We start from the raw sequence: 24195 nt of genomic DNA, 5'->3' as shown, positions 1-24195 counted from the left end.
AATGAATATGGAATCATCAGACATCGTAGTTGGCCTCGACATCGGTACCACAAAAATTGCTTGCCTTGTAGGCCGCAAAACCGAACATGGCAAAATCGAAATTCTCGGAATGGGGAAGAGTGACTCTGTTGGAGTGACGCGTGGAGTTGTTTCCAATATCGAGAAGACCGTGGCTTCCATTGAATCTGCAATTGAGCAAGCTGAAAAGACTGCCAATGTTGAAATCAATGTGGTGAACGTAGGCATTGCCGGGCAGCACATCAAAAGTTTGCAGCACCGCGGCATCCGCACTCGTAACAGTCTTGATGATGAAATCGGACAGCACGATGTGGACGCGCTCATCGATGACATGTACAAGCTCGTGATGTTGCCAGGTGAAGAAATTATTCACGTTTTGCCACAGGAATTTACTGTCGACAACGAACAGGGAATTAAAGACCCAATAGGAATGTCTGGTATTCGCCTCGAAGCGAACTTCCACATCATTACCGGACAGATTGCAGCTGCAAAAAATATTTTCAAATGCGTTTCAAAAGCCGGCCTCAAGGTTGAGCAGTTGATCCTCGAACCACTTGCCTCTTCCGAAGCCGTGCTCAGTGCTGAAGAAAAAGAAGCGGGTGTAGCACTGGTGGACATTGGTGGTGGAACTACCGACATCGCCATTTTCCAGGATGGAATAATCCGCCACACAGCAGTGATTCCTTTTGGAGGTAACGCCATCACTGACGACATCAAAAATGGCTGCACCATTATGAAGAGCCAGGCAGAATTGCTCAAGCTCAAGTTTGGTTCAGCCGTAAAATCGGAAAACAAAGACAACGAGGTAGTATGCATTCCAGGATTGCGAGGGCGAGAGCCAAAAGAAATTTCGCTCAAAAACCTCTCGAGTATCATCGAAGCGAGAATGTCGGAAATCATTGAGCACATCTACTACGAAATTCGCAACTCCGGTTTTGAGAAGCAATTGATCGGTGGAATCGTTGTGACTGGTGGCGGATCAAAACTTCGCCACATCCAACAGCTCTTTGAATACGTGACGGGCATGGACACTCGCATTGGCTACCCTAACGAACACCTCGCCAACACAGACCTCGAAGACATGCTGAGCCCGACATTCGCAACGGGTGTTGGTCTTGTGATCAAAGGCTACGAGCACACGCCACCGGCTGAGCTTATCGACACCAAGCCAGAGAAAGACAAAGCGAATAAAGGAGCAGCATCATTCCTGCACAAGATTCGTGATTGGTTTGAAAACGAAGAAGAATAATTTGAAATATAAACAATGGATCGTGGACGCTTTTTGGTGAAAGCCAGCGAACAAAAAGATTTTATCAATTTCTTAGTGTCGATCCATTAGACAACAACAAATACAGAGAAAGCACTCATTCACAGCATAAAAAGTAAGGTTATGGAAGAAAACAATCAGTCAGGCTTCATGAGATTCGACCTTCCCAAGGATCAGTCATCTATCATTAAAGTGATTGGCGTTGGTGGAGGCGGAAGCAACGCGGTGAACTACATGTATGAACAAGGCATTCAGGGCGTAGACTTCGTTGTCTGCAACACCGATGCTCAGGCACTCGACAAGAGTTCTGTTCCTACCAAAATTCAACTCGGTGCCACGCTAACAGAAGGACGCGGAGCAGGTTCTCTGCCACAGGTTGGGCGCAATGCCGCTGTCGAAAATCTCGATGATGTAAAAGAGATTCTCGAGAAAAACACGACCATGGCTTTCATAACTGCAGGAATGGGTGGAGGCACTGGAACCGGAGCCGCTCCAATTATTGCCAGAGCAGCCAAAGAAATGGGCATTCTAACTGTGGGAATTGTCACTGTGCCTTTTGCTTTCGAAGGCAAGAAGAGATCAACACAAGCCGATGAAGGTCTTCGTGAAATGCGCGATGCTGTGGACACCCTGCTCGTCATAAAAAATGACAAGCTGCGCGAACTTTACGGTAACCTGTCTCTCAAAAAAGCATTTGCCCATGCCGATGAAGTGCTCTGTACTGCAGCCAAAGGAATTGCCGAAGTGATCACACTCACCGGAGAGGTGAACGTGGATATGAATGACGTAAACACGGTGATGCGCGAAAGCGGAGTAGCAATCATGGGTAGCGGTCACGCCAACGGTGACGGCAGAGCTATGAAAGCTGTAACCACTGCACTCGAATCGCCACTTCTCAATGACAATGTGATTGAAGGTGCCAAGTTTGTTCTCCTCAACATCACTTATGGATCTGAAGAAGTGCTGATGGATGAAATCACCGAAATCACTGATTACATTCAGGAACAAGCAGGAATGTCTGCTGAAGTAATCTGGGGCTACGGAGCAGACGAATCTCTGGAAGACTCACTTTGCGTCACTGTAATTGCTACAGGTTTTAAGTCTTCGGAAATTGACTCGGGAATCCCGACAGACGAAGAAGATGAAAACAAGATTCGCAGATTCAACCTGGACAAGGACGAGCCGAGAGAAATTACCGGCAAAATCTCTAACCCAACCCAGCCTACTCAAATTAAAAATGAGGAGGAAAAGCCGGACGAGGTCGATGAGTCTGAGCCGTTCATCATTCAAAGAAAATCAACTGAAGAGCCAAAGAAAGAAGAGCCGAGAAAAGAAGAGCAATCTCAACTATTTCACGATGATGAACCGGAGGTGAATGAGTCCACAGATTATTCAGTGTCTGATCAAGAAGAAGCAAGTTCACAACGGAATGAGCGTGCTTCTGAAGACGCAGAAGAAAAGTCTGGAAAGAAGATTTACGACCTCAACGATGACTCATTGAACAACATGGACGAAGAGGTAACCTTTAAGTTTCACTCCTCTCATGACGACAAAGAGTCAAAGAGCAAAATCAACATCACTGATGTAGATGAGGAAGACGAGCCAAAGTCAACCTCAACCGAATCGAACAGGCATGTTGAGGACCGTCCTTCTCGAGAAGAGTTTCAGGCGAAGAACAAATCTCGCGAACAGCGAATCAGAGAGTTCACGCATAAATTGAAAACTCCTTCAGGATTGTCTGATTTGGAGAGCGAGCCTGCCTACAAAAGAAGAAACGTAAAGCTCGACAATGTGAAGCACTCTTCAGAGTCGAACGTTTCGCGCTACACGATCTCGGAAGAGACGGACGAGAATGGAGAAAAAAAAACTCAAATAAGGGAGAATAACTCCTTTTTGCACGACAATGTAGATTAGTTTTTATCCCCCTTCTTACTACTTAAACTGTTGTTATGGAACCCTGAACTCTGCGAGTTCGGGGTTTCTTTTTTGTTACGATTGTCAACTGATTCACAAGACCTAATGGGTTTTTTGATAGTTTTATGATCAACACTCACCTTAACCTTTTATGCTGTTCAAAATTAATTCTGGCTGTCTGTTGTCTTCCCTGCTTGTTTTGTTCCTGACTCACTCAGCGGTTGGGCAAAACGACACGTTGTTGACTAAGTGTAATTCTCTCAAGGCAGATTCTTCCAGGGTTGGTTGCCTGATTGAAGCCAGCAAGCAGTTTCTATTGTCCGATCCCCAGCATTCTCTGGTCTACTCCGAGGCAGCTCTGCAAATTGCTGAATCAAATGGCCAGGCAGAGCTTCACGCAGACGCCCTGAAATCTGTGGCGCTGAGTCACGGCTATTCCGGCCAACCGGAAAAAGGAAAACCCTACTACCTGAAAGCAGTGCGACTTCTCGATAAAAACCCTCAACGAAGAGGCAACATGTTTTTAAATCTGGGAGCCGACTACCAGTATGTCAGAAAGTACGATTCCAGTATGCACTATTTTCTTCAGGCTTTGCCGCAATATGAAGAAGCAGGAGACAAGCTCGGTATCAGCAAGGTTCAGAACAACCTGGCGGTAGTTTATAGAAGAATGGGGTTCTACAGCATGGCCATAGAATCGTATCGTGAAAGTCTGCAGAGCAAGCAAGTTGCCGGAGATCAGGAAGGAGTGATGAACACATACCTCAACCTCAGTGCGCTCTACTACGAAATTGATGAACCGGATAGTGTGAAGAAGTACAGCAACTTAAGTTCTCAACTTGCCAAAGAGCTAAATGATCCACTTACAGAAGGACTCGCACTGCTCAACCTTTGCCTGGTCAATTCTTTGGAAGGTAACATGGATCGTGCATTAAAACTCGGAAAACAAAGTGAGGAACTGCTCCTGCAGACAAACGACCCAAGGCGATTGTGCCAACTCTACAGCTCTCTCGGACACATCAACGCGAGCATGGGAAATTGTGACTCCGCCTCAATCTACCTTAACAAACCCTGTGGCGAAGGGGCTCTGGCAACAAGCGCTATTCGAAAGCTCAGGGCAGATACGAGGGCAATGTGCGGAGAGCAGTCGGGAAATTATAAAGAGGCTTACTACGCGCTAAAAGACTTCAAAGCCTGGAGTGATACGGCCACGAACCAAAAGGAGCATCGTGCTCTTACCGAATTGGCCTATAAGTACGAACAGGAAAAAATTCGATCCGGAGTACTGGAAAAGGAAAAAGCGTTAACCAAAAGTGAAGCAGACCGCAGTCGCTTGTTCGCCATTGTCATTGCAATCTCTGGAGTCGTAGTGATTCTAATTCTACTAATCGTTCTCTTAAACGTGCGATCGAAAAGAAGACGAGAGAAGCACCAGGCCGAGCTGAGAAAGAAAGCCGGTGAAATGGATTTGCTCCAGCAAAAGCTCGCCAACCTGGCTGATGTGCCGTTACCACAAATGGCAATGGACCTTTCAGCAGAAGAGGTAAACGAGCACCTTGTAAACCCACTTACTCAGCGAGAACTGGAAGTACTTTCAATGATCGCCACGGGAAAGTCCAACAAACAAATTGCTGACGAGATGTTTGTTTCCGTGAATACAGTCAAAACACACATCCACAGAATCTACGACAAGTTGGATGTAAAAAACCGGACGGAAGCTACTTTGAAAGCAAGTTCTCTCAACCTTATCACGAGCTAGCCAGACGAATCATAAGCGCTAAATCCTTCCTACCTCCTTGTCACCCATAAGATGTATTTTGCCCGTTTAGCGCTGTTTTTGGCGCCAATATCACCCATAAGGATGACGCACTGAAGAGTAGTTTATTGGAGATTTGGATCAACATTCTTTTTCACCAAAAAATACTTTTCACCATGAAAAAATCTCTACTACTCTTTACGCTCTCCCTGTTCCTCTTCACAAATGTACGGGGAGATATCATTTACGTGGATGCAGATTCTGATGCAAATAACCCCGATGGCTCGAGCTGGGAGGAGGCATATCAGGATCTACCTCCTTCGGCTGTCCTGGAAGACAATGATCAAATTTGGATTGCAGAAGGAGTCTACGGTGTCGCATTTTATAATACTTATGAAAACCTCACCTACTACGGAGGCTTTTCAGGGAATGAAACTTTCTTAAGCCAAAGATCACCTGAGGACCATCCTACAGTTTTTGACGGGGGTAGCCTGGCTGTGAGAATTGCTTTCAACAATACGATCACTATTGATGGCATCACTTTCAACAACATGAATGACTATGCCGGCTTCTGTGATGATGCATTTATGTGGATCACTGAAAACACAGAGGCAGACATCACCTTCGAAAACTGTAATTTCTTCAATTTAACTTATGACGAAATTTCGCTTTTTGTTGGCTGTGCAGGAACTAACTCCTCTACAGTACTAGTTAGCAATTGTGAATTCAATAATGTTACGGCAGAATCTATTCAAAATAGTCTGCCCAACGTCACAATTACAGGAACAGATTTTATCAACTGCTCGGCAGCAAATCCTTTTAACGCATTTTTCAGAAACTCGACTATACAAAATTGTAGAGTAACTTCTTGCTTTGCCTGGCGGATGGCCAATTCGTGTAATTTCTTTGGATGTCTATTTGATGATAATGAGTTCGACAATCAAAACGGAAACAATGTAACTGGGATTATTAATAGTGATGTAGTGAACTGCACTTTCGTGGACAATACCTGTAACACGAGCATAGTCAGAAACTCGGATGTATTCAACTCTATTTTTGACGGCAACACCTCCGGCCCTCACAAGGCGCTTAATGTAAGTTGTACGGCTATTCACTGCATTCTTCAGCAAGATCATACGGGTTCCGGTTTTGGAAACCTTGACACACCAGCCGAATTTGTAAATGAAAACGCTGGAAACTATCAGCTCACAGTTTGCTCTCCCGGGGTGAACTACAGCTTTGGAATTGAGCTAAACGAAGAAGACCTGGCCGGCAACCCAAGAACGGTAAACGACATTATGGATCTTGGGTGCTACGAGGTTCAGGGAGACACTCCTTCACGAATTTATGTGGATATGGACGCCACTGGAAACAATGACGGAAAAAGCTGGGAAGACGCCTACACTAGCCTCTTCCAGGCTCTCAACAACGCCTGCCACTATAGCGAAGTGTGGGTAGCCGAAGGAACTTACCTACCCGATGACACACCATTTAATCCAAACCGAAATCTGTCTTTCGTCATTCAGCCTGGCGTAGAAGTTTATGGAGGTTTTGATGGAACCGAGACATCGATTGTAGCAAGAGACTTCGAAAACAATACAACCACTCTCTCAGGCGCAATCGGACTTCCATTCAATATTTCAGACAACTCTTATCACGTGGTTGAATTTCAGGGAGGTTCGCATAATGATACAAGGCTTGATGGATTTAGAGTTATTGCCGGAAATGCCAACGGCTCTTCAAACTTCGAAAAGCGCGGAGGTGGACTCACAGCTACCTTTGGCGAAGGCTACATCTCCAACTGCGAGTTTTACGGCAACCAGGCCGAGAATGGAGCTGCGATCTATCTGGCTGGCAATGGAGACTTGAAGATTGTGGACTGCAACTTTGAACAAAACGAGGCATCCGATCAGGGAGGTGCCATCTATGCCTTACCAGTGGCCAACCTCAAACCCGAAGCATGGATAGACCGCTGTATTTTTAAATCCAATACAGCAGCCGAAGGGGGCGCCATCCACACGGGAGAGAGCGAGTTAACAGTAAGCAATTCCCTGTTCGATGAAAATCTTGGAACAGAAAAAGCCGATGCTGTTTATTTAACCGAATCTTCAACCATTACGCTAACCAACCTAACAATCGTAAACCACAACAATACAGCTCTCTTTCACGAGTCTGATATTCTTGTCACCAACTCAATTCTTTGGAATAACGATGAACACATGGGAGGAGCGGGCGACTCAGACATGCTATTTTGCACTGTGGAAGGTGGCTGGAACGGAACGGGAAACATTGATGCCAATCCTCAGTTCGTTGATTTTAATAATGGTAATTATCAACTTCAGGGAAATAGCGCTTCAATTGACTTCGTAGATCAAGATGCTGTACTTGGCAACAAGGACCTGAAGAAAGATCAGCGTTCGCAAAATGGAGAAGCCGATCGTGGAGCATACGAGTTCAACAACCCTTGCTCTCTTCCTAATGATTTTTGCTCAGCCCCAACTGAGTTAGTCTTCGAATCAAGCACTTCGTTAGTCACTGATCTCACTTGTGCCACTGCCGTATCGGAACCTACCGGCAGCTGCTCAGGCGATGACGAGGCGAGTGTTTGGTACAAATTTACCATGCCAGTAAAAGCAATAACTATTGCCATTGCCCAGTACACGGTGGCCGATGTCAATCTCACCGTCTTTACAGGTAGCTGCTCAAACTTCAATCAGGTGGCATGTGTAGATGAAGGAGATGAGAGTTCGAGCGAATTCTTCACTGTACAGCCTTTAGAAGTAAATTACGGTCAGGACGTTTACTTTCGGGTTGGCTCATCTGGAGACCTGGGAGAGGTTTCCATCACTCTCTACGAAGCAGCTTGCGAAATAGAGGAGATTGTTCAGGGAGAAGCTTCTGCTTGTGATGAAAACGATTGGTACAGTCAGGAGCTCATTGTACATCACAAGAACGCTCCAGGAATTGGCTACCTCGTGATTAACAACGAGTTTTTTGACATCGAAGAAAGTCCGCAATCGGTGGTTCTCAACTACCAACTGGCGAACGGAGGAACGGTTGATGCGATCACTTACTTCACGGAAGGCGATTGTTTCGAAACCTTTGAAGAAGCCTTTACAGCACCTTGTTGCAAGGTAAATGATGAATGCGAAGATGCCATCCCAGTAGCTTTAGATCAGTTGATTGTTGATGACAATTTGTGCGCAACAAACAATGGAGACTTCACCACCCCTTGCGCCATAAACCCAGGGCAATCAGTCTGGTATTCTTTTGTAGCTCCCGAAACCGGTGAAGTTGAAATTCAAACACTTCTCCTGAACAACTACACCAACTTCTTCAGGTTGAGACAGGCGCTTTTCTATCAGGGCTGTACCTCAGAAGAATTCATTGCCTGCAGCAACTCAAGCCAGGTCAACCAGGACGAAATTGGTAATTATTCGGGATTAATACCGGGAGAAACTTATTTGCTGCGCGTTGATGGTGCCAACTTCCAGCGCGGTCAGTTCTCACTGGAAATTATTGAAACAGGTGAATCATTGGGTTGTGTTGGAGATTACAACAACGATTTAGTTCGAGACACCCAGGATCTTTTGATCTTCATTTCGGAATATGGCTGCCAATCAAATTGCGGAGATTTTGATCTAGACAACGACAGCGAAGTGAGCACCTCAGACCTTCTCACTTTTATTGGCTTTTTTGGAACCAACTGCCCGCTAGATTAAATTCATAACATAGGTTTTGGTACTGGGGAGAAATGCTTAATCGGATTTCTCTTTAAGGTGAAAACAGAATGCCCCGGATTAGTTTCCGGGGTTTTTTGTTTACAGTTCTTTTCAATCTTTAGTCATCGAATTTTGAGTCAATTTGGTAGCTTTGGACAAAAATCAGAACACTATGTCACTGACAGATAAAATCAACAACGACATCAAAGAAGCAATGAAAGCCAAGGACCGCGAGCGTCTTTCTGCATTGCGCGACATCAAATCGAAACTACTCATGGAAGCCACTAAAGAAGGAAGCTCCGGAGAAGTTGATGATGAAACCGGTATCAAGATTTTGAGCAAACTCCACAAGCAAAGAATGGAATCGGCCGCGATCTACAAAGAGCAAGGTCGCGAGGAGTTGATGAAAGAAGAAATGGACCAGGCAGATGTGATTGAAACTTACCTCCCAGAACAGATGTCAGACGAGGAGTTGGAAAAAGAAATCCAAAAGATCATCGAGCAAACCGGAGCTCAATCTCCTGCCGACATGGGCAAAGTGATGGGTGTGGCTTCAAAGCAATTTGCCGGAAAGGCAGATGGAAAAGTAGTCGCCTCCAAAGTGAAGGAACTGCTCAGTAAGTAGTGTGAATTACGAATGAACAATTGCGGATTACGAATTCTTCGTGACCACCGACTGTGTTATACGAAGCTTTTGCGGAGTAGAAAGCCTTAGCGTAGGTGGAAATTACTTGCAGCTTTGGGATTAGTTAAATGAGATTCAGGTTGCTCGACCGTTGTCCCCCCTTTGGAATTTGTTTTTTGGGATTTTGAATTTTCTCAAGTTGCTCGTTGCCCATAGCAAATTGTTTTTTTCAAGCCGCGCTAACTCAATTGCTTTACTAGCATTACCACACCGCTGATCACCATCATAATTATAACAAACTGTCGGAAGCGCTTGTCGGAAACTTTTCTGAGCAAGCGCTTCCCGATCAGGTTTCCTGCTGTTGCACCCAATCCAAGGGCTATCCCATAGCCCCAAAACACTCCGAAAATCGCATCGAAATAGGCGTAAGTCGAAATCTGAACAATCGCCACGAAGAAGGAATTCACCGATTTTGTAGCAATCAAAGATTCTTTTGTTACTCCAAAGTTTAAGTAAAACGGATTGAGAACCGGTCCGGTAGCTCCAACAATAGAACTCAAGAAGCAAACGGAAAATCCCAATGGAGCGAAGTAACATCGCCTCATTTCAAATGAAGGCTTTTTCTTACCCCACCGGAACTGAAAAGCCGTGCTGATCAAAAATAAGGCAATGATTATCTGTAGCCATTCCATTTTCATGGATGCAAAAAGCCAGGCTCCGAGAAATCCACCAATAAGTGCTGAAGGAAGATAAGCTTTCACAACATCCCACCGGATGTGTTGCCAAAAAAGTAAACTCCGTGAAGGCCGACCGATAAAATTTGCTAGGTGGATGAGCGGTGCCACAACATCTGTTTTGAAGTAAAAACTCAGGGAAGGCACCAAAACGAGCGCTCCTCCTCCACCGCTCACCGTGCTCAAAATGAAAGCACCCATTCCAAAGAGAAACATGACGAGGTAAACCCAATCCATGCGGGCAAAAGTCGCCAAATGAGGTTGGTTTTCCTACCCAGATATTCTGGCGCTCTTTTTTCGATCGAGATCCAAAAGTACGCATAAAAAAGGGTGACAAATGGGTGACACCCCACAATCAAACCGCTCTCGGAGCACTTCTTTTAGTAGGGTTTGTAAATTTGACAAGAGGGGACAACTCCAATAATAAACTCAATAGCCTGGTCATTCATGATTTCACCTTTGACAAAAAAACTTCCTGCCTCATTCGTAATTCTTACAATTATCTCGATGCAGCTGGTATTCATTTCTTCTTCATTCGGGCAAAAAGTAGATTCGCTCGCACATCCGGGATACCACACAATTTTAAAAGAGGCTCAACGACTTTACCATGAATCTTTGCCCTACCAGTCTTTGGTAGAAGTAGAAAAGCTAAAACCCCTGGCCGAAAACGATCCGATGTTGACGGCAGTTGCTAATTATATGAGTGGTGAGAATTACATCCTCACTGGTCAATTTCAAAGAGCTTACGAAGAACTGCTCCCCGCAGTCAAGTACTTTAGAGAGCATAAAAACCATCACTACTTACCTCAAGTTTACTCAGCCATCGCCAGACTAAAATTTAGGAGAGGCGAATTGAAGTCGAGTCTCGATTACTATCAAAAAGCTTTGGAGATCTACAAAACAAAAGAAGAGATCGACAACATCTACAAGGTTGAAGGGAACATGGGGATCGTATACGCTGCAGATGGTCAAAAGGAGCGCGGACTCAAAATTTTCCGTAGCCTCGTTGAAAGTGCTTTAGCAAACGAGGACACAACTAACGCGATTCCAGCTTACCTCAACATTTCAACTGTTTTCATCAACTCAGATGAAATTGACAGTGCCGTTCATTACATCACCAAAGCCAGGAGACTCAGCAAGCGATTTGATCACAAAATCGGTCTGGCAAACGCCAACTTTGCTTTGTCGACAATACATTTTTCTCGTGGAGAGTACAGCAAAGGCTTCTCAACTGGCGACAGCGCCATCCATTTGTACCGTGAAATAGGTAACCTCAAAAACGTACCCGAAATCCTGGAGAGAAAAGCAGGGGCACTCAATAACAAAGGGAACCACAAAGAAGCGTTTCAAGTAATTTCTAAATTGTCTACTCTAAAGGATTCGCTTTACAACAAAGAAAAAGAAGCTGCTGTTGCCGAAGCTGAGGGCAAATTCAAACTATCTGAGAAAGAAAACGAAATTGCGCTGCTGGAAGCCCAAAATCAGGCAGAGCAAAACAAACAGTGGCTCTTCATTCTGCTTTTGGCACTTGCCGTTTCAATTGGGATTGCATTTTTTATTCGGATGCGCAATCTGACGCGCATTAGAAAAGCGGAAAATCGGGTGCACGAACAAGAAATTGAACTGGAGCAAGCAAGAAGAGAAAAGCTCCAGAGCGAGCTCGACATGAAAGTTCGATCGCTCACGAAAGAGGGCTTGCGGATCATTCAAAAAAACAAACAGCTGGAAGAGCTGCAAGAGAAACTTGAGAAGCTAGACAAGGATATCCCAGATGAATCAAGGAGCGGATTACAGGACATTAGGTCTTCATTGAAATTCGCCTTCAACACCGACCGCGACTGGAAAGAGTTTAGCGTATACTTTGAAGAGGTTCACCCCTCTTTCTTGTCGGCTTTGAGCGCTGTAGCTCCCAACCTTACAACTAAAGAAAAAAGACTTAGCTCGCTTCTCAGAGTCGGGATGAGCACTAAAGAAATTGCATCTGTCCTGGGCATCTCTCCGGACTCCGTGAAAAAGGCACGGAACAGGCTTCGCAAAAAGCTAAACATCAATGCCGATCAAGACCTCTCTAACTTTCTGGAAAATATCGAATTGACAAAAGCGTCCTAGAACCAAAAGAACTGATTAGGGGAAAAATAGGATGAGGAATTTTTTCGAACCTTCTTCGCCATCGGGATCTTCGATAGTCTGCACATCATAGCTGTGCAAATTATTGAGGTTGTAAGAGATCGAATCTATGACAATAAAATTCGCACCCTGAAATTCGTATTCCCCTTCCTCATCGTACGAAACATTGCATTCACAGTCTACACAGCAAATGATCACACCATCAATGTCCTGATTGTCAATTACACTTTTGAGATCTGCAGCAATTGCTCCTCCAGCAGTGGCTTGAGCCCCCGGTGCCTTAGAGCAGGATGGAAAAAGGAAAGTGGCTAACGCGAAAATGAAGAGCAACTTTTTCATGAAGACGATTTCGAAAGGCGTGATTTTCAAATTTCTCTAAAGTATGAAAATTTGCTTTGCCTTAATTCTACGGAAGTTTTACAAGCAACATTTTCATACGATGTGGGTTTGTACATTTGCATCAGAAAGCACAAAAGAACAGCACAAATGGCACAGCTTACAAAACCTCAGGCTCTGAAAGAATTATTCTCCGATATGCCCGACACCGCTCGGGTTTGGATTTATCAATCCGAAAGACCTCTAAATGAAAAAGAGGAAAAGATGCTGCGTACCGAAATCGACAGTTTCGTTAAAAGCTGGAGTGCTCATGGAAACAAGTTGAAAGCTGACTACGCTTTTCTATACAGTACGTTCCTTATTCTTATGGTCGATGAAGATCAGGCCAATGCGAGCGGTTGCTCAATTGACGACTCCGTGCACACTATCCAAAGTCTGGAAAAGTTGCTGGGCATTTCTTTCATGAACCGCATGGTGGTCACCTATCGAGATGGCGATGAGCTCAGACACGTTTCTATGAACGACTTTTGGGCACTAATCAAATCAGGACGAGTAACAAGCGAGACCACTGTCTACAACAACCTCGTAAAAAACAAAGCCGAGCTGGAAAGCAGCTGGGAGGTGCCACTCGAAAAAAGCTGGCACAAACAAATGTTCGACTAACGAGCCACAATTGCTCTCAGAGAAGATCGTCCCGTGTCGGTTTGAATAACGATGTGGTAAAGTCCTGATGGCACTGTGCCACCTTCTGCAGACTGCAGGTTCCAGTGAAAGTGGTGAACTCCGGAAGCGTAATTTTTCTCACTACCAATCTCGGCTACCTTTTTTCCGAACACATCGAAAACTTCAATGCTCAGGGATGTGGGCTTTTTCACATCAACCAAGATATTGAAGCGATCAGATGCAGGATTTGGAAACCCTTTGGCAATTATCTGCAGTGGATTTTCCTCATCCACACTATCGTAAATATTGTGTTCACCGGGGCTCCCCAGAGGAACAGCTCTGGCAAACCAATTAGTGGCAATGGAGTTGTCGAGTTCCGGTGAAACCAACTCTAGCGTGGCTCCTCCTCCATCTGCCTCTGTCGGCCATTGGCCAGAGTCCGAATAAGTAACCTCGTCCATCACTTCGTCAAAAGGACTCAATAATTTAGGCGATTCACCGCTGTTGCTCAGATTAAAGTTGAACTGCCCGTAGTAAGACTCCACTTCAGGATAAACCTGCTGAAAGAGCAAGGTATCTGAGCAAAGGATCAGGAATGTATCCGGGTGCAACATCAGCTCTTCTGGAAAGGTGAAGAAATTTTGCGATCCGTCTGTAAACTTCCATCCGTTTAGGTTCACTGTGTCTGGTCCAGGATTATAAATTTCTACCCATTCTCCCGGATCTTCCTCTCCGGAGTTATAATTGATTTCATTAATCACCAGGGGCTGCGTTTGTCCAGCGATGTACTCAAAGTTGGCCACGAAAGTGCTGTCTGAGGTGAGGTCTACCCAAATTTCATCCGAACTTTCTTCAATTCCTTCCCAGCCGATGAACTCGTAGCCTGGGTTCGGAACGGCTTTTAGTCGCACAGGCAAAGCCTCGTAGTAAATTCCTTCCCACGGACTTGTTTCTGCTACAATGGTGTTCACTTCAATGGTTCCACCTTCGGCCGGAGTTCTTTCCAGAGTGATCTCATGCGTGTCGATCAACTCAAAGCGATCTACAAAATGCTGGCGGAAGAAAAAGGGGCGATCCTGCACAAAAGATTGCACGTAATCGAGTTTTCCTTCCCAGTTGCTAACTGAGCCACCCCAGCGGTCGAATTGCATCTGAATGTCTGGTTGGAGTGTTCCGGTAATCTCTCCAAGTTTTGAATTGACCGTTTCAGGTTTGAGGTGGCTATTGAGCAAATCGGCACCTCTTGAAGAAAAGTACCAAACAAAGTCATCGTTTTCTACCAAATTTTGCAGCAGCTCAGTATTGACCGTACTGTTCCAGCCACCCCAATTAGAAAGTGCAAAGTTCAAGGCATTCCAATCTGGATAACCGTGCTCGTAATTAGGATAAAAAAGACCAAGTCCCCAATCAGTATCCCACAATATCCAGCGCCATTTTTCCGAACCATCTTGCGGCCTCCACATTTTCATGTTGTTGCTCAACCAGTCCTGGTTGATTATGTAGATCTCGGTCAACTGGTAGTCGACAAAATTCTCGATATTGATCCAGTCGGTAATGATCTGGTAATTTTCGTCCTGTGAGAGATCCAGTTCGATTGCTGTTTCTTCCATCAAATAAAAATCATCAAAGCTTCCTTCCCACAACTCCCAGGTGCTTCCTGTCTGGGCAGTTCTTTCAATCAAATCTATGCTAGTGTAACCGTAATTGTATTCAATGTAAAACTCATCCTGGCGTTCTCTCAGGTTGTAAATTCCCCAGTAGCTACCATTGAGATAAACATGCACTGAGCGGTAACCTGCAATCGGATTATTGTCGGGATTCATAGAAAGAAATAGTTCGTGAATCAGTGGATCGCGGACTCCGGTTTTGTTGAGCTCCAGCCCATCATTTCCAGCATTTCTCAGCACGAGACGCTTGTGTTCATCGAGTTCTTTTTGTGGGAAAAACTGATACTCAAACGTGTTCTCGCCATATTCCGACCTGGCGTAGAGTCGCATCGATTTTTGAGAACGACCATCCGGAGCGTGAATTTTAACCCCTGCATTTTGCTGAACCTGCAAGTTGCCATCGGCAGTGTAGTATTCAAATGACACCACTTTTTCCTCTCCGGAATACGGATTATTGTAAATGCCTTCAGAGCCAAAAATGTCATCCTGATTACCAGAGATTGACACAATGTCGAGACTCAGGTCTTGAGCTTCAATAAAAGTTCGTGAGTTGATGTAGCTGGGTAAATAGTCATCCTTGATCGCGTAAGCCTTTACAACGTCACCAGGATCAACATCAATTGTGGATGTATACGGAATTCCACTTTCGACAGGATTCTCCCCACTTGTAGTAAAAAGAATCGTCACATCCGGCTCTGCATGGTAGATCTCAAGCTGTGCTTCCCCTGAAATAAATGTTCCTGCTCCGAGAAAATACGGAGGAGCAAGCTGGCCAATATATCCTTCCTCTTCATTCTCTCCTCCTGGCGTGGGCTCGTCATAATATAATAAGGTACCGTCATCGGGATTCACGCCTTTGGAAACATCCGACTGGAGAAAATCAAACTGTAATTCACTCACCTGCTGCTGATTTTCATCGAGCAATTCCAGCATAGCCCCATCAGAAGAAATACTAAAGTCGAGGTGCGACACTCCCTGACCAGGCTGTCCATCAGCCCACATCAACAAGAACTCTCCCGGCTCAATCACCAGTTCCCCTCCAGGGTCATTTATTGGATGAAGGTCAATGTCACTTCCTTCCGTTATTCGAATATAAGCTCCATCTAAAGCGACAGGTTGGTTCCCGTTGTTTACCAACTCAAACCAGTCGTCATACTCTCCAAAACTATCCTGAACAACCGAGCTGTTTGACGCACAGACTTCATTAATCTGAATATCCGACAAATCCTGCGCTTCTAACTGTGAAAAGTAAGCCAGGCTGATTATTGTCAAGAAAGAGTGTATGAGAGTTTTGTTCTTGGACATAGCTTAAAAGATAGGGTACTGTCAACTAGTAAGATCAATATTGGTAAAAAAAGTTGCACCAGAATGCAAAACACTGTAATTTCCTTCGTTCAAACTAGCTTTTGACACGATAAAATTCCAGTATCGTTAGCTCAAGTTGGGATTTCTCCAGATAAAACACTCGATTTTCGTCTAAATTATAAATTGTTACTATTTGATTATCAGCACCTTAAATGTTGTTTAAAAAATTTAATAAGAAGATTTTTGGGGAATGTCTCCATTCTTTGGTAAATTTAACCCGCTGTTAATGGTCGTTCATCGACAGGCAACGGCAACCTTAATTTACCGGATTTGCATCTTCCTCAATAGGAATGTGGATCAACTACGAAGACGACACTGTACTGATTCAAATCAATTGTCTCAAGTACCTCTTACATTAAACTGATAGGCATCCAGTGATTATTTTTTTCGTCACTGGAGTAGTGTGATGCGGATAACGATCGAAAGATCGACCGAATAGATAGATTAATTTGAGAGGGTTGTAGAAATAGGATACCCTTGATTTAAAAGAACAATTATTAACCAAAACCCAAAATCGATGAAGAAAACTTTTACAAGAATTGCTTCAGTAAGTTTCATAGCACTGCTGTGTTGCTGCTTTGGCAATTTGAACGCACAGATCTTAAATGAGCCAGCCAACTGGCCAAATGGAGATTGGTCGTTGACAGGTAGTTATGTAACTGGTCCGGATATTCTCGAGGGAGATCCAACTGTGGACGCAAACTTTGCATACGATGATGATGACGCTGGTAGTGCCAACATCAACGATATTGCTGCCGTATCTCCTGTTTACGATTTAACTGCTGCCTCAACTGGTGGAGAACAGTATTTGGAGCTCAGTGCTGATTACGTTTATAACAATATTGGTTCTGACTTCATTAACGTTGAATGGTGGGATGCTGATGCCGGAGCATGGCAACTGTGGGTATTACTCGATGAAGATGGTACCAATACACCAACTAACAACTTCTGTAGTGCTGTTCCAGATCCACTCGATGCGCCTGCTATAGATATCTCAGGCTTTTCAGCAAACCAGCTTGAAAACTTCCAGTACCGCATCATGTTTGATGACGGTGGAGCATGGGCATGGGGATTCTGCTTTTCATCACCAACACTTATCTCAGTAGCTGAGGCTACAATTGAAGGATGTACTGATGATACAGCAGCGAACTACGACCCGGCAGCCAACACAGATGACGGTTCTTGCTTCTTTGTGGATTGTGCTGACACAACTCCATTGAACGAGACTTACTGCTACGGTGACAACGAGAACGGCATTTTTGCTGTTTACGGATCTGTTACTCCAGGCGAAGCTGTTACTATCGAATTTGAAAGTGGTGATCTAGCATTTGGAGATGAATTGATCATTTACGATGGTCCTTCTACAAACGACCCTGTACTATTGACCCTCACTGGAACAGTTGACATTTCAGGAACTGTAGTAGAAGCTACAGGAGATGTAATTTCTCTTGGAACTTCTACAGGTGGATTCGCATCTTGCCAGTCAGGTTCTACAGCTGCTTCTGAATTTGTCTACAATGTATACTGTGGTCAGGTTGAAACTCCTGGTTGTACAGATGACACAGCAGCAAACTATGATCCACTAGCTACGATTGACGATGGGTCATGTATCCTCGCTGCTTGCGAAGATGAGCCAATCTCAGCTACTTACTGCTATGACAACAACGAAGATGGAACTCCATTCGCAGTTTACGAGGCTGTTACTCCAGGAGAGCCTATCTTTATTGAGTTCACAGGTGGTTCACTAGAAACATGCTGTGATGATATCTTTATTTACGATGGTGCTGACGAAACTGCCGCTGTGCTTTACACAGGAACTGGCGGACTTGCTGGTATCGTTGTTCAATCAACAGGAGATTTCATCTCTATCGGTGTTGATTCTGACGGTTCTGTTTCTTGTGTATCAGGTTCTTCTTCAGCTCAAGAATTCCAGTACACTGTGTACTGTGGTTCAGAAGTTATTCCTGGATGTACAGATGAAACAGCAGCAAACTACAACCCAGACGCTACTGTAGACGATGGTTCTTGTATTGTTTGTGCAGAAGGTGAGTCATTCATCAACATCGAAGTTGGTGGTGGTTCATTCACTGGAGAAGTTTCATGGGAACTTCAGGATGAAGGTGGTGTTGTAGCCATCTCAGGTGGTGCACCATACGACCAGGGTCAATGTATTGCTGATGGATGCTACCAGTTCGAAATGTTCGACTCTTTTGGAGACGGATGGAACGGTAACACTTACCTAATCACTGATGGTGCTGGAGACACTCTTTACACTGGTACACTTGACGATGGAGGCGGCCCAGTAATTAACTTCACTCCAATTGGAGGTACAGTTGAAGAGCTCGGATGTACTATCCCAGGATGTACTGATGAAACAGCTCTAAACTACGATCCAAACGCAACTGAAGATGACGGTTCTTGTGTGTACCCACCTGAGAACGATGATTGCGTTGACGCAACTCCAGTAACTTGTGGTGATTCACTTTCAGGAAGCACTGCTTTCTCAACTGCAGGAATCGAAGGTGATAGCGCATGGATCTGTAACCCAGATATTACTCCAGGTAACTGGTATGTATATAACGGTGACGGACAGCAGTTCACTGCTTCCACTTGTGGATCTTCTACAGATACCGAAATCACGATCTTTACTATTGGTGATTGCGGTGATGTAGAAACTTACGAGTGTGTAGCTAACAACGATGATGATTGTGGCGTTCAGTCTTCAATCTCATTCCCTACTACCGCTGGTGTAGATTACTACATTCACGTAGGTAACTTCTCATTCTCAGCTAATGCTGGTGATTACTCAATAACATTTGAGTGCTCTGAGCCTTGTACTCCAGTTCCAGCTAACGTTGATTGTGATAACGCTACTTTCTTGCTAGACAGCCTTGAGACTGCAGGTACTACAGTATGTGCACCTCCTCAAGCTCAGCAGCCAGGATGCGTTGGATTCAACACGACTTATGGTGTGTGGTATGAGTTCACTGCAACTCAGGTTTCTTACTACTTCGATATCCAAAACCTCGGAGAGTCTGGAAACATTGGTCTTTCTATCTACTCTGCTCCTTCAGGATCTTCTGATCCTTGCCTGGATGCAACTACTGCTGGTGACCTTAACTGTGTTGGACCAGTAACTGGTAACATCGTTGGACCTCTTGCTGACTTCTTCACAGTCGGTGACACTTACTTTGTGAACATCTGGTCTTCAGGAAGTGCCAACACTACTGACTTCACTATCAATGCTTGGGCAATGATCGAGGGTTGTACAGACCCAGCTGCAGATAACTATGTTCCAGATGCGAACTTCCCAGATGGATCTTGTACATATGCTAACGCACCTGCTAACGACACATGTGCTGACGCAATCGCTATCGAATGTGGTCAAACACTTGAAGGTTCTGTAGGTGGTGCTTCTGCATTTGAAGCTCCTGCCGGATGTATCGCAACTGGTGCTGGTGTATGGTATACAGTAGAAGGTGCAGATCAACTTTACACTGCTAGCCTTTGTGGATCTGACGCGGATACTCGCGTGAGCGTTTACTCTGGTGAGTGTGGAGCATTGACTTGTATCGGTTCTAGTGCTAACGACCCAACTCCACAAGATGATAACGAATGTGGATTTGAGTTCCAGGATGATGGATACCTCGAGTGGGTTGGTTCTGTAGGTGAGACTTATTACATCTACGTAGAGAGTCAAAACTCTACTGCGAACTTCGATCTTACACTCGAATGCGAAGAAGTAATTGTAGGGTGTGGTAACCCAGCAGCTGCTAACTACAACCCTGATGCTAACGTGATTGATAACACACTTTGTGACTTCGTTTTCGAAGCTGCTTGTGGTGGAACTTACACTTACTGCTACGGAGACAACGCAGCAGGTACAGTTCTTACTTACAATGCTGAAAACGAAGGCGACATCATGGTGATTACTTTCAACTCAGGTTCTGTAGAGAACACATGGGATGAAATTTACATCTATGACGGTGACAACGTAGGAGCTCCTGTATTGAACAGTGGCGCGCCTTACGGTAATGCCGGTGACATGACTGGTCTTTCATACGAAGCTTCAGGTAGCTCAATCTCAGTTCAAGTTGATTCTGACGGAATTTTCAGCTGTGCAACAGGTGAAATTTCTCCAGAATTGAACTTTACTATCACTTGTATCCCAGGTGGATGTACTGAGCCAGTTGCCTGTAACTACGATCCAGTAGCAGAAATTGACGATGGATCATGTGAATTTGACAGCTGTCAGGGATGTACTTACCCAGACGCAGAGAACTACGATGAGACTGCTCTCATCGATGACGGTTCTTGTACGTTCGACTGCCCAGACAGTACATGTCCTGAAGACTTGACTGAAGACGGTATCGTACAAACAGATGACCTTCTCCAATTCCTTGGAGCTTACGGTTCAACTTGTCCGACTGTCAACTAGTCAAATCTGATGAATTAGAGTATTTATAAACTCTACATAAATTCTAAACCGAGCCGGGATCTTCAGTTCCCGGCTCGGTTTTTTTATGCCCTTTTCAATAAGAAGAACAAACCACTCCATTGATTACTTTTGTAGTGAAAAAGCAACAGAGAAAATGTCCCTAACTCCAACAAAGCAAATACCTCTTGGCCATCGAGCTCCTGAATTCATCCTGCCTGATGTATCGAGCGGAAAGAACGTTTCTCTAGAAGACATCAAAGGAGAAAAAGGAACTGTGGTGATGTTTATTTGTAACCACTGTCCTTATGTGATTCATGTAAAAGATGAACTTGTGAAACTGGCCAACGACTATCAAACTAAGGGAATCGGCTTCGTGGCTATCAGTTCTAACGATATCGAGAACTACCCTCAGGATGCACCAGATAAGATGAAGGAGTTTGCACGAGAGAATAAATTTCCTTTTCCCTATCTGTATGACGAGTCGCAGGAGATAGCAAAAGCTTACGATGCTGCTTGCACACCAGACTTCAATGTGTTCGATAGCGAATTGAAATGCGTTTACCGCGGTGAACTTGATGGAAGCCGCCCCGGGAACGAAACTCCTGTAACTGGTAAAAGCATGAGAGCGGTACTCGATAAAATTCTGGAAGGAAAAGAAATCGACCCGGAAAATCAGCGCCCGAGTATGGGATGCAACATCAAATGGAAAAATCAATAAGAAGATGAGGCACAACCTGAGTGAAGTTAACGAGTTGATCCGCGACAGGAGAACAATTTATCCTGAAGACTATTCTTCTAGAAAAGTGCACAAGGAGATTGTGAAAGCTGTTCTGGACAATGCACGCTGGGCTCCAACCCATGGAATGACTCAACCGTGGCGCTTCAAGATTTTCACAGAGGATGCACTCAAAAGACTAGCTACGGAACTTCCTGAACTCTACAAAGAAATTGAAGGGGAAAACTTTAAGCCATCGAAAGCTGAGAAAATGAAGAAGAGAGCCGAGTCGGTTTCGGCAATGGTATTCATCTGCATGGAGCGAGATAAAGAAGAGAAGATCCCCGAAATTGAAGAAATAGAAGCCGTTGCCTGTTCGGTTCAAAATATGCATCTTACCTGCACAGCCTACGGAATTGGTGGCTATTGGTCTTCACCGAAAATGGTTTACGATAGCCGTATGAACGAATTTCTGGGTCTCGGAGAAAAAGACCGCTGTCTGGGAATTTTTTACATGGGTTACCCGGACAAAGATTGGCCAAAAAGTCACCGCACTCCGCTCGAGTACGTTACTGAATGGAACGACAAATAGCTCAACTGCTTTGAACATCACCAATTACAAAGATCACCCTGGAGACAATCGCTACGTTGTCTATCGATTCCTTATGGAAGAGCACGCTGATCATTTTCAAACGCTGCTGGAAGAAAGAGATGTTATTTTTGAGCGACATTTTGACGAAGATGATGACCCGCCTAAAATACTCTTTGGAATAAGTAAGCGTTTCAACAAAGAGGCCGTTCACTGCAACTACCTCACACATGCCCGGTATCGGAAACCGATGATCACCAATAAGTTTTTTAAGTATACGCTACTTATCTTCACGCTTTCTGTTATCATTTTGGCATTCATCGGATATTTTTTGAGTAAATAGAAATATGCAAAACTTCACAAGAGCGATTTTCGCTACGCTTCTACTCTTAACCTCTGGCCTCGCAGCAGCTCAGGAAAACATCACCACAGTTGGTATTCAATTTCGTCCAATTGTTCCCAGTGAATTTTTTGGAGCCGGTGAAGAAACTGTGCAAGCAGAGACTGAAAATGTCGAAGCTACTTTTATCCCGAGAATGGCCTACACCTTTGGAATGGTGATTCGAGTAGGGCTCACCGATATGATTTCCCTTGAAACTGGAATAAACTACGTTAGAAGGAACTACAGCATCGAGCTTCGCGACAACGACAATGGCTTTGCAGCAGACATGGATTTTCGATTCATCGGCTATGAAATCCCGCTGCAGGGATTGCTCTACGTTAGACTGGGCGACAAAATCTGGATGAATGCCTCCACCGGTGTTTCTTTTGACACCTACCCTTCGGATGTAGAAACAATCGAGTTTGACTACCGCCAGCAAACCAGAAGAGAGTATTGGGGTCAATTTTCATTGCTGGCCAACGTTGGCTTCGAATACCGAACCGATGAGAGCGGCTACTTCTATTTCGGTGGTTCTTTCCACCAGCCATTTCAGGACGTTGCCCGGACAAGAGTCACCTACCAAAAAGACGGCATTCCAGTGCAATTGTTCAACAACTTAAACGGTACTTACCTCACGCTTGATTTCCGCTATTTCTTTCACGAAGAGCAAGAAAGGAGATAAAAAAAGGCGAACCCGTTTGAGCTCGCCCTAATAGTGTCTTGAAAGTGCTTCTCTTACACCTTGCCCACGATATTGAGCTTAATCTCAACATCATCGTAAATCATGTTATCACCGAGGCTATCGAAGAATGAGCCTGAGCCGTAGCGCACTTTCCATTTCGTTCTGTCGAAAGTCACATCAGCCTTCGCTACCATGCGATCACCATCAATTTTTACATTAGCTGGAAAACTAATTTCGTTGGTAATTCCCTTGATGGTCAACTCACCTTTAACCATGTAGTTGTTTCCATTTTCGTCTTCCTTCATTGGGCGAAAGCTGGTGAGGTTGAAATTTGCTGTTTTGTGAGAAGAAACCGAGAAGAAGTCGTCTGACTTGAGGTGTCCAATCAACTTTGCTTTTGTTCCCTCATCCTCGATATCTGTATTCTCGATTGAAGTCATGTCGATGGTGAAATTCCCACTGGTAATTCTACCATCTTCCACTTCCATGTTTCCTTCCGAAAGATTGACTGTCCCCGTGTGATAGCCAGTCACTTTCTCTCCGCGCCACTCAATTTTGCTGGACTTTGTGTCGACTGTAAATGATTGTTTGTCACTTTCTTCGCCACCTGAAGCAAATGCAAAAATGGCTGACAGGCTAAAAGCCAACGATGCTAATAGATTCTTTTTCATTCTCGTATTGATTTTATTGTTGATTTATTTGATTTATTCGCTTCTGAACTCATCCAGGAGATCGTTCAGTTTGCGAGCTTTTTCTTCGGAAATTTGATTCATGCCCTCTTCCATTTCTCTGGTGTTTTTATCGATCACTTCTAACTTTTCAAGTCCTTTTTCCGTGATCAGGACATCCACTTGTCGTCTGTCTTTTGGGCAAGTCTTTCTCGAGACGAGCGATTTCTTTTCGAGCCGATCCACGATTCTGGAAGTGTTCGACATGCGGTCAATCATTCGCTCGGTGATGCTGTTGAGTGGAAGCGGCTTTCCCTTTTGCCCTCGCAATATTCTCAGGATGTTGTACTGTTGGAGTGTCAGGTCGTAATCCTTAAAAAAACGCTGTTGCAAGCCCACAACCCAGCCGTTGGTATACATGATATTGCACAGCAGACGCTGGTATTCGCTTTCGAACTTTTCGGTTTTGAGTGCCTCTTCTATTGTCATTGATCTCGATTTGATTGCAAATATATGTACATACATTT

General features: G+C 44.6%; 17 protein-coding genes. 12 read left to right on the top strand and 5 right to left on the bottom strand.

Going from position 1 to position 24195, the window contains the following annotated elements; translation table 11 throughout:
• The first annotated feature begins 7 nt into the window (after positions 1-7).
• From ftsA to ABHV44_RS03230, 5 genes are all read left to right on the top strand, one after another.
• Positions 8-1267: a cell division protein FtsA gene (ftsA, locus tag ABHV44_RS03250; protein ID WP_459073213.1), complete on the top strand. Its 1260-nt coding sequence runs from the start codon at positions 8-10 to the stop codon at positions 1265-1267.
• Between the two features lie 141 nt (positions 1268-1408).
• Positions 1409-3199, top strand: a complete 1791-nt coding sequence (gene ftsZ, locus ABHV44_RS03245) for a cell division protein FtsZ (protein WP_459073212.1) — start codon at positions 1409-1411, stop codon at positions 3197-3199.
• Between the two features lie 241 nt (positions 3200-3440).
• Positions 3441-4958 carry a LuxR C-terminal-related transcriptional regulator gene (locus ABHV44_RS03240; protein WP_459073211.1) on the top strand — a complete coding sequence of 506 codons (1518 nt, stop codon included), beginning with the start codon at positions 3441-3443 and terminating at the stop codon, positions 4956-4958.
• Positions 4959-5131: 173 nt separating this feature from the next.
• Positions 5132-8677 carry a right-handed parallel beta-helix repeat-containing protein gene (locus ABHV44_RS03235; protein WP_459073210.1) on the top strand — a complete coding sequence of 1182 codons (3546 nt, stop codon included), beginning with the start codon at positions 5132-5134 and terminating at the stop codon, positions 8675-8677.
• Between the two features lie 172 nt (positions 8678-8849).
• On the top strand, positions 8850-9302 hold the full coding sequence (locus ABHV44_RS03230; RefSeq protein WP_459073209.1) for a GatB/YqeY domain-containing protein: 453 nt from the start codon (positions 8850-8852) through the stop codon (positions 9300-9302).
• A gap of 239 nt (positions 9303-9541) precedes the next feature.
• On the opposite strand, the gene ABHV44_RS03225 is transcribed toward ABHV44_RS03230, so the two are convergent.
• Positions 9542-10291, bottom strand: a complete 750-nt coding sequence (locus ABHV44_RS03225) for a sulfite exporter TauE/SafE family protein (RefSeq protein ID WP_459073208.1) — start codon at positions 10289-10291, stop codon at positions 9542-9544.
• Between the two features lie 252 nt (positions 10292-10543).
• Here ABHV44_RS03225 and ABHV44_RS03220 point away from each other — a divergent pair, with 252 nt between their 5' ends.
• Positions 10544-12145 carry a LuxR C-terminal-related transcriptional regulator gene (locus ABHV44_RS03220; RefSeq protein WP_459073207.1) on the top strand — a complete coding sequence of 534 codons (1602 nt, stop codon included), beginning with the start codon at positions 10544-10546 and terminating at the stop codon, positions 12143-12145.
• Between the two features lie 15 nt (positions 12146-12160).
• On the opposite strand, the gene ABHV44_RS03215 is transcribed toward ABHV44_RS03220, so the two are convergent.
• Entirely contained in the window at positions 12161-12502 is a 342-nt protein-coding gene (locus tag ABHV44_RS03215) for a hypothetical protein (RefSeq protein WP_459073206.1), read from the bottom strand.
• Between the two features lie 147 nt (positions 12503-12649).
• Between ABHV44_RS03215 and ABHV44_RS03210 the strand changes: the two genes are divergently transcribed.
• On the top strand, positions 12650-13162 hold the full coding sequence (locus ABHV44_RS03210; protein WP_459073205.1) for an ABC transporter ATPase: 513 nt from the start codon (positions 12650-12652) through the stop codon (positions 13160-13162).
• Here the strand turns inward: ABHV44_RS03210 and ABHV44_RS03205 are convergent.
• Complete coding sequence (locus ABHV44_RS03205) at positions 13159-16134, bottom strand: CotH kinase family protein (RefSeq protein ID WP_459073204.1); 2976 nt, start codon at positions 16132-16134, stop codon at positions 13159-13161. The two genes, ABHV44_RS03210 and ABHV44_RS03205, sit on opposite strands and share 4 nt — an antisense overlap.
• A gap of 577 nt (positions 16135-16711) precedes the next feature.
• Between ABHV44_RS03205 and ABHV44_RS03200 the strand changes: the two genes are divergently transcribed.
• The 5 genes from ABHV44_RS03200 (at position 16712) to ABHV44_RS03180 (ending at position 23000) form a co-directional block, all read left to right on the top strand.
• Positions 16712-20632, top strand: a complete 3921-nt coding sequence (locus ABHV44_RS03200) for a hypothetical protein (RefSeq protein WP_459073203.1) — start codon at positions 16712-16714, stop codon at positions 20630-20632.
• Between the two features lie 154 nt (positions 20633-20786).
• The gene (locus ABHV44_RS03195) at positions 20787-21350 is read left to right on the top strand and encodes a thioredoxin family protein (RefSeq protein ID WP_459073202.1); all 564 of its coding nucleotides are present in this window, start codon (positions 20787-20789) and stop codon (positions 21348-21350) included.
• Between the two features lie 4 nt (positions 21351-21354).
• On the top strand, positions 21355-21939 hold the full coding sequence (locus ABHV44_RS03190; RefSeq protein WP_459073201.1) for a nitroreductase family protein: 585 nt from the start codon (positions 21355-21357) through the stop codon (positions 21937-21939).
• A gap of 10 nt (positions 21940-21949) precedes the next feature.
• Positions 21950-22279, top strand: a complete 330-nt coding sequence (locus ABHV44_RS03185; RefSeq protein WP_459073200.1) for a hypothetical protein — start codon at positions 21950-21952, stop codon at positions 22277-22279.
• A 4-nt stretch (positions 22280-22283) separates the two neighbouring features.
• Positions 22284-23000 carry a hypothetical protein gene (locus tag ABHV44_RS03180; RefSeq protein WP_459073199.1) on the top strand — a complete coding sequence of 239 codons (717 nt, stop codon included), beginning with the start codon at positions 22284-22286 and terminating at the stop codon, positions 22998-23000.
• 53 nt (positions 23001-23053) lie between these two features.
• Here ABHV44_RS03180 and ABHV44_RS03175 read toward each other — a convergent pair whose 3' ends face one another.
• Both ABHV44_RS03175 and ABHV44_RS03170 read right to left on the bottom strand, forming a co-directional pair.
• Entirely contained in the window at positions 23054-23671 is a 618-nt protein-coding gene (locus tag ABHV44_RS03175) for a YceI family protein (RefSeq protein WP_459073198.1), read from the bottom strand.
• 33 nt (positions 23672-23704) lie between these two features.
• Complete coding sequence (locus ABHV44_RS03170) at positions 23705-24157, bottom strand: MarR family winged helix-turn-helix transcriptional regulator (protein ID WP_459073197.1); 453 nt, start codon at positions 24155-24157, stop codon at positions 23705-23707.
• Between the last annotated feature and the right edge of the window lie 38 nt (positions 24158-24195).

The sequence above is a fragment of the Halocola ammonii genome, from assembly GCF_049334165.1.
GTDB lineage: Bacteria > Bacteroidota > Bacteroidia > Flavobacteriales_D > Sanyastnellaceae > JBEGHD01.
The sequence above is the reverse complement of the archived record's forward strand: the minus strand, read 5'-3'. Positions and strand labels throughout refer to the sequence as shown.

Bases quoted from the DNA above. Each gene is read 5' to 3' on its own strand.
- ABHV44_RS03175 (WP_459073198.1), bottom strand. From the start codon at position 23,671: ATGAAAAAGAATCTATTAGCATCGTTGGCTTTTAGCCTGTCAGCCATT.
- ABHV44_RS03235 (WP_459073210.1), top strand. From the start codon at position 5,132: ATGAAAAAATCTCTACTACTCTTTACGCTCTCCCTGTTCCTCTTCACA.
- ABHV44_RS03220 (WP_459073207.1), top strand. From the start codon at position 10,544: ATGCAGCTGGTATTCATTTCTTCTTCATTCGGGCAAAAAGTAGATTCG.
- ftsA (WP_459073213.1), top strand. From the start codon at position 8: ATGGAATCATCAGACATCGTAGTTGGCCTCGACATCGGTACCACAAAA.
- ABHV44_RS03230 (WP_459073209.1), top strand. From the start codon at position 8,850: ATGTCACTGACAGATAAAATCAACAACGACATCAAAGAAGCAATGAAA.
- ABHV44_RS03215 (WP_459073206.1), bottom strand. From the start codon at position 12,502: ATGAAAAAGTTGCTCTTCATTTTCGCGTTAGCCACTTTCCTTTTTCCA.
- ABHV44_RS03170 (WP_459073197.1), bottom strand. From the start codon at position 24,157: ATGACAATAGAAGAGGCACTCAAAACCGAAAAGTTCGAAAGCGAATAC.
- ABHV44_RS03205 (WP_459073204.1), bottom strand. From the start codon at position 16,134: ATGTCCAAGAACAAAACTCTCATACACTCTTTCTTGACAATAATCAGC.
- ABHV44_RS03180 (WP_459073199.1), top strand. From the start codon at position 22,284: ATGCAAAACTTCACAAGAGCGATTTTCGCTACGCTTCTACTCTTAACC.
- ABHV44_RS03210 (WP_459073205.1), top strand. From the start codon at position 12,650: ATGGCACAGCTTACAAAACCTCAGGCTCTGAAAGAATTATTCTCCGAT.
- ABHV44_RS03200 (WP_459073203.1), top strand. From the start codon at position 16,712: ATGAAGAAAACTTTTACAAGAATTGCTTCAGTAAGTTTCATAGCACTG.
- ABHV44_RS03190 (WP_459073201.1), top strand. From the start codon at position 21,355: ATGAGGCACAACCTGAGTGAAGTTAACGAGTTGATCCGCGACAGGAGA.
- ABHV44_RS03195 (WP_459073202.1), top strand. From the start codon at position 20,787: ATGTCCCTAACTCCAACAAAGCAAATACCTCTTGGCCATCGAGCTCCT.
- ftsZ (WP_459073212.1), top strand. From the start codon at position 1,409: ATGGAAGAAAACAATCAGTCAGGCTTCATGAGATTCGACCTTCCCAAG.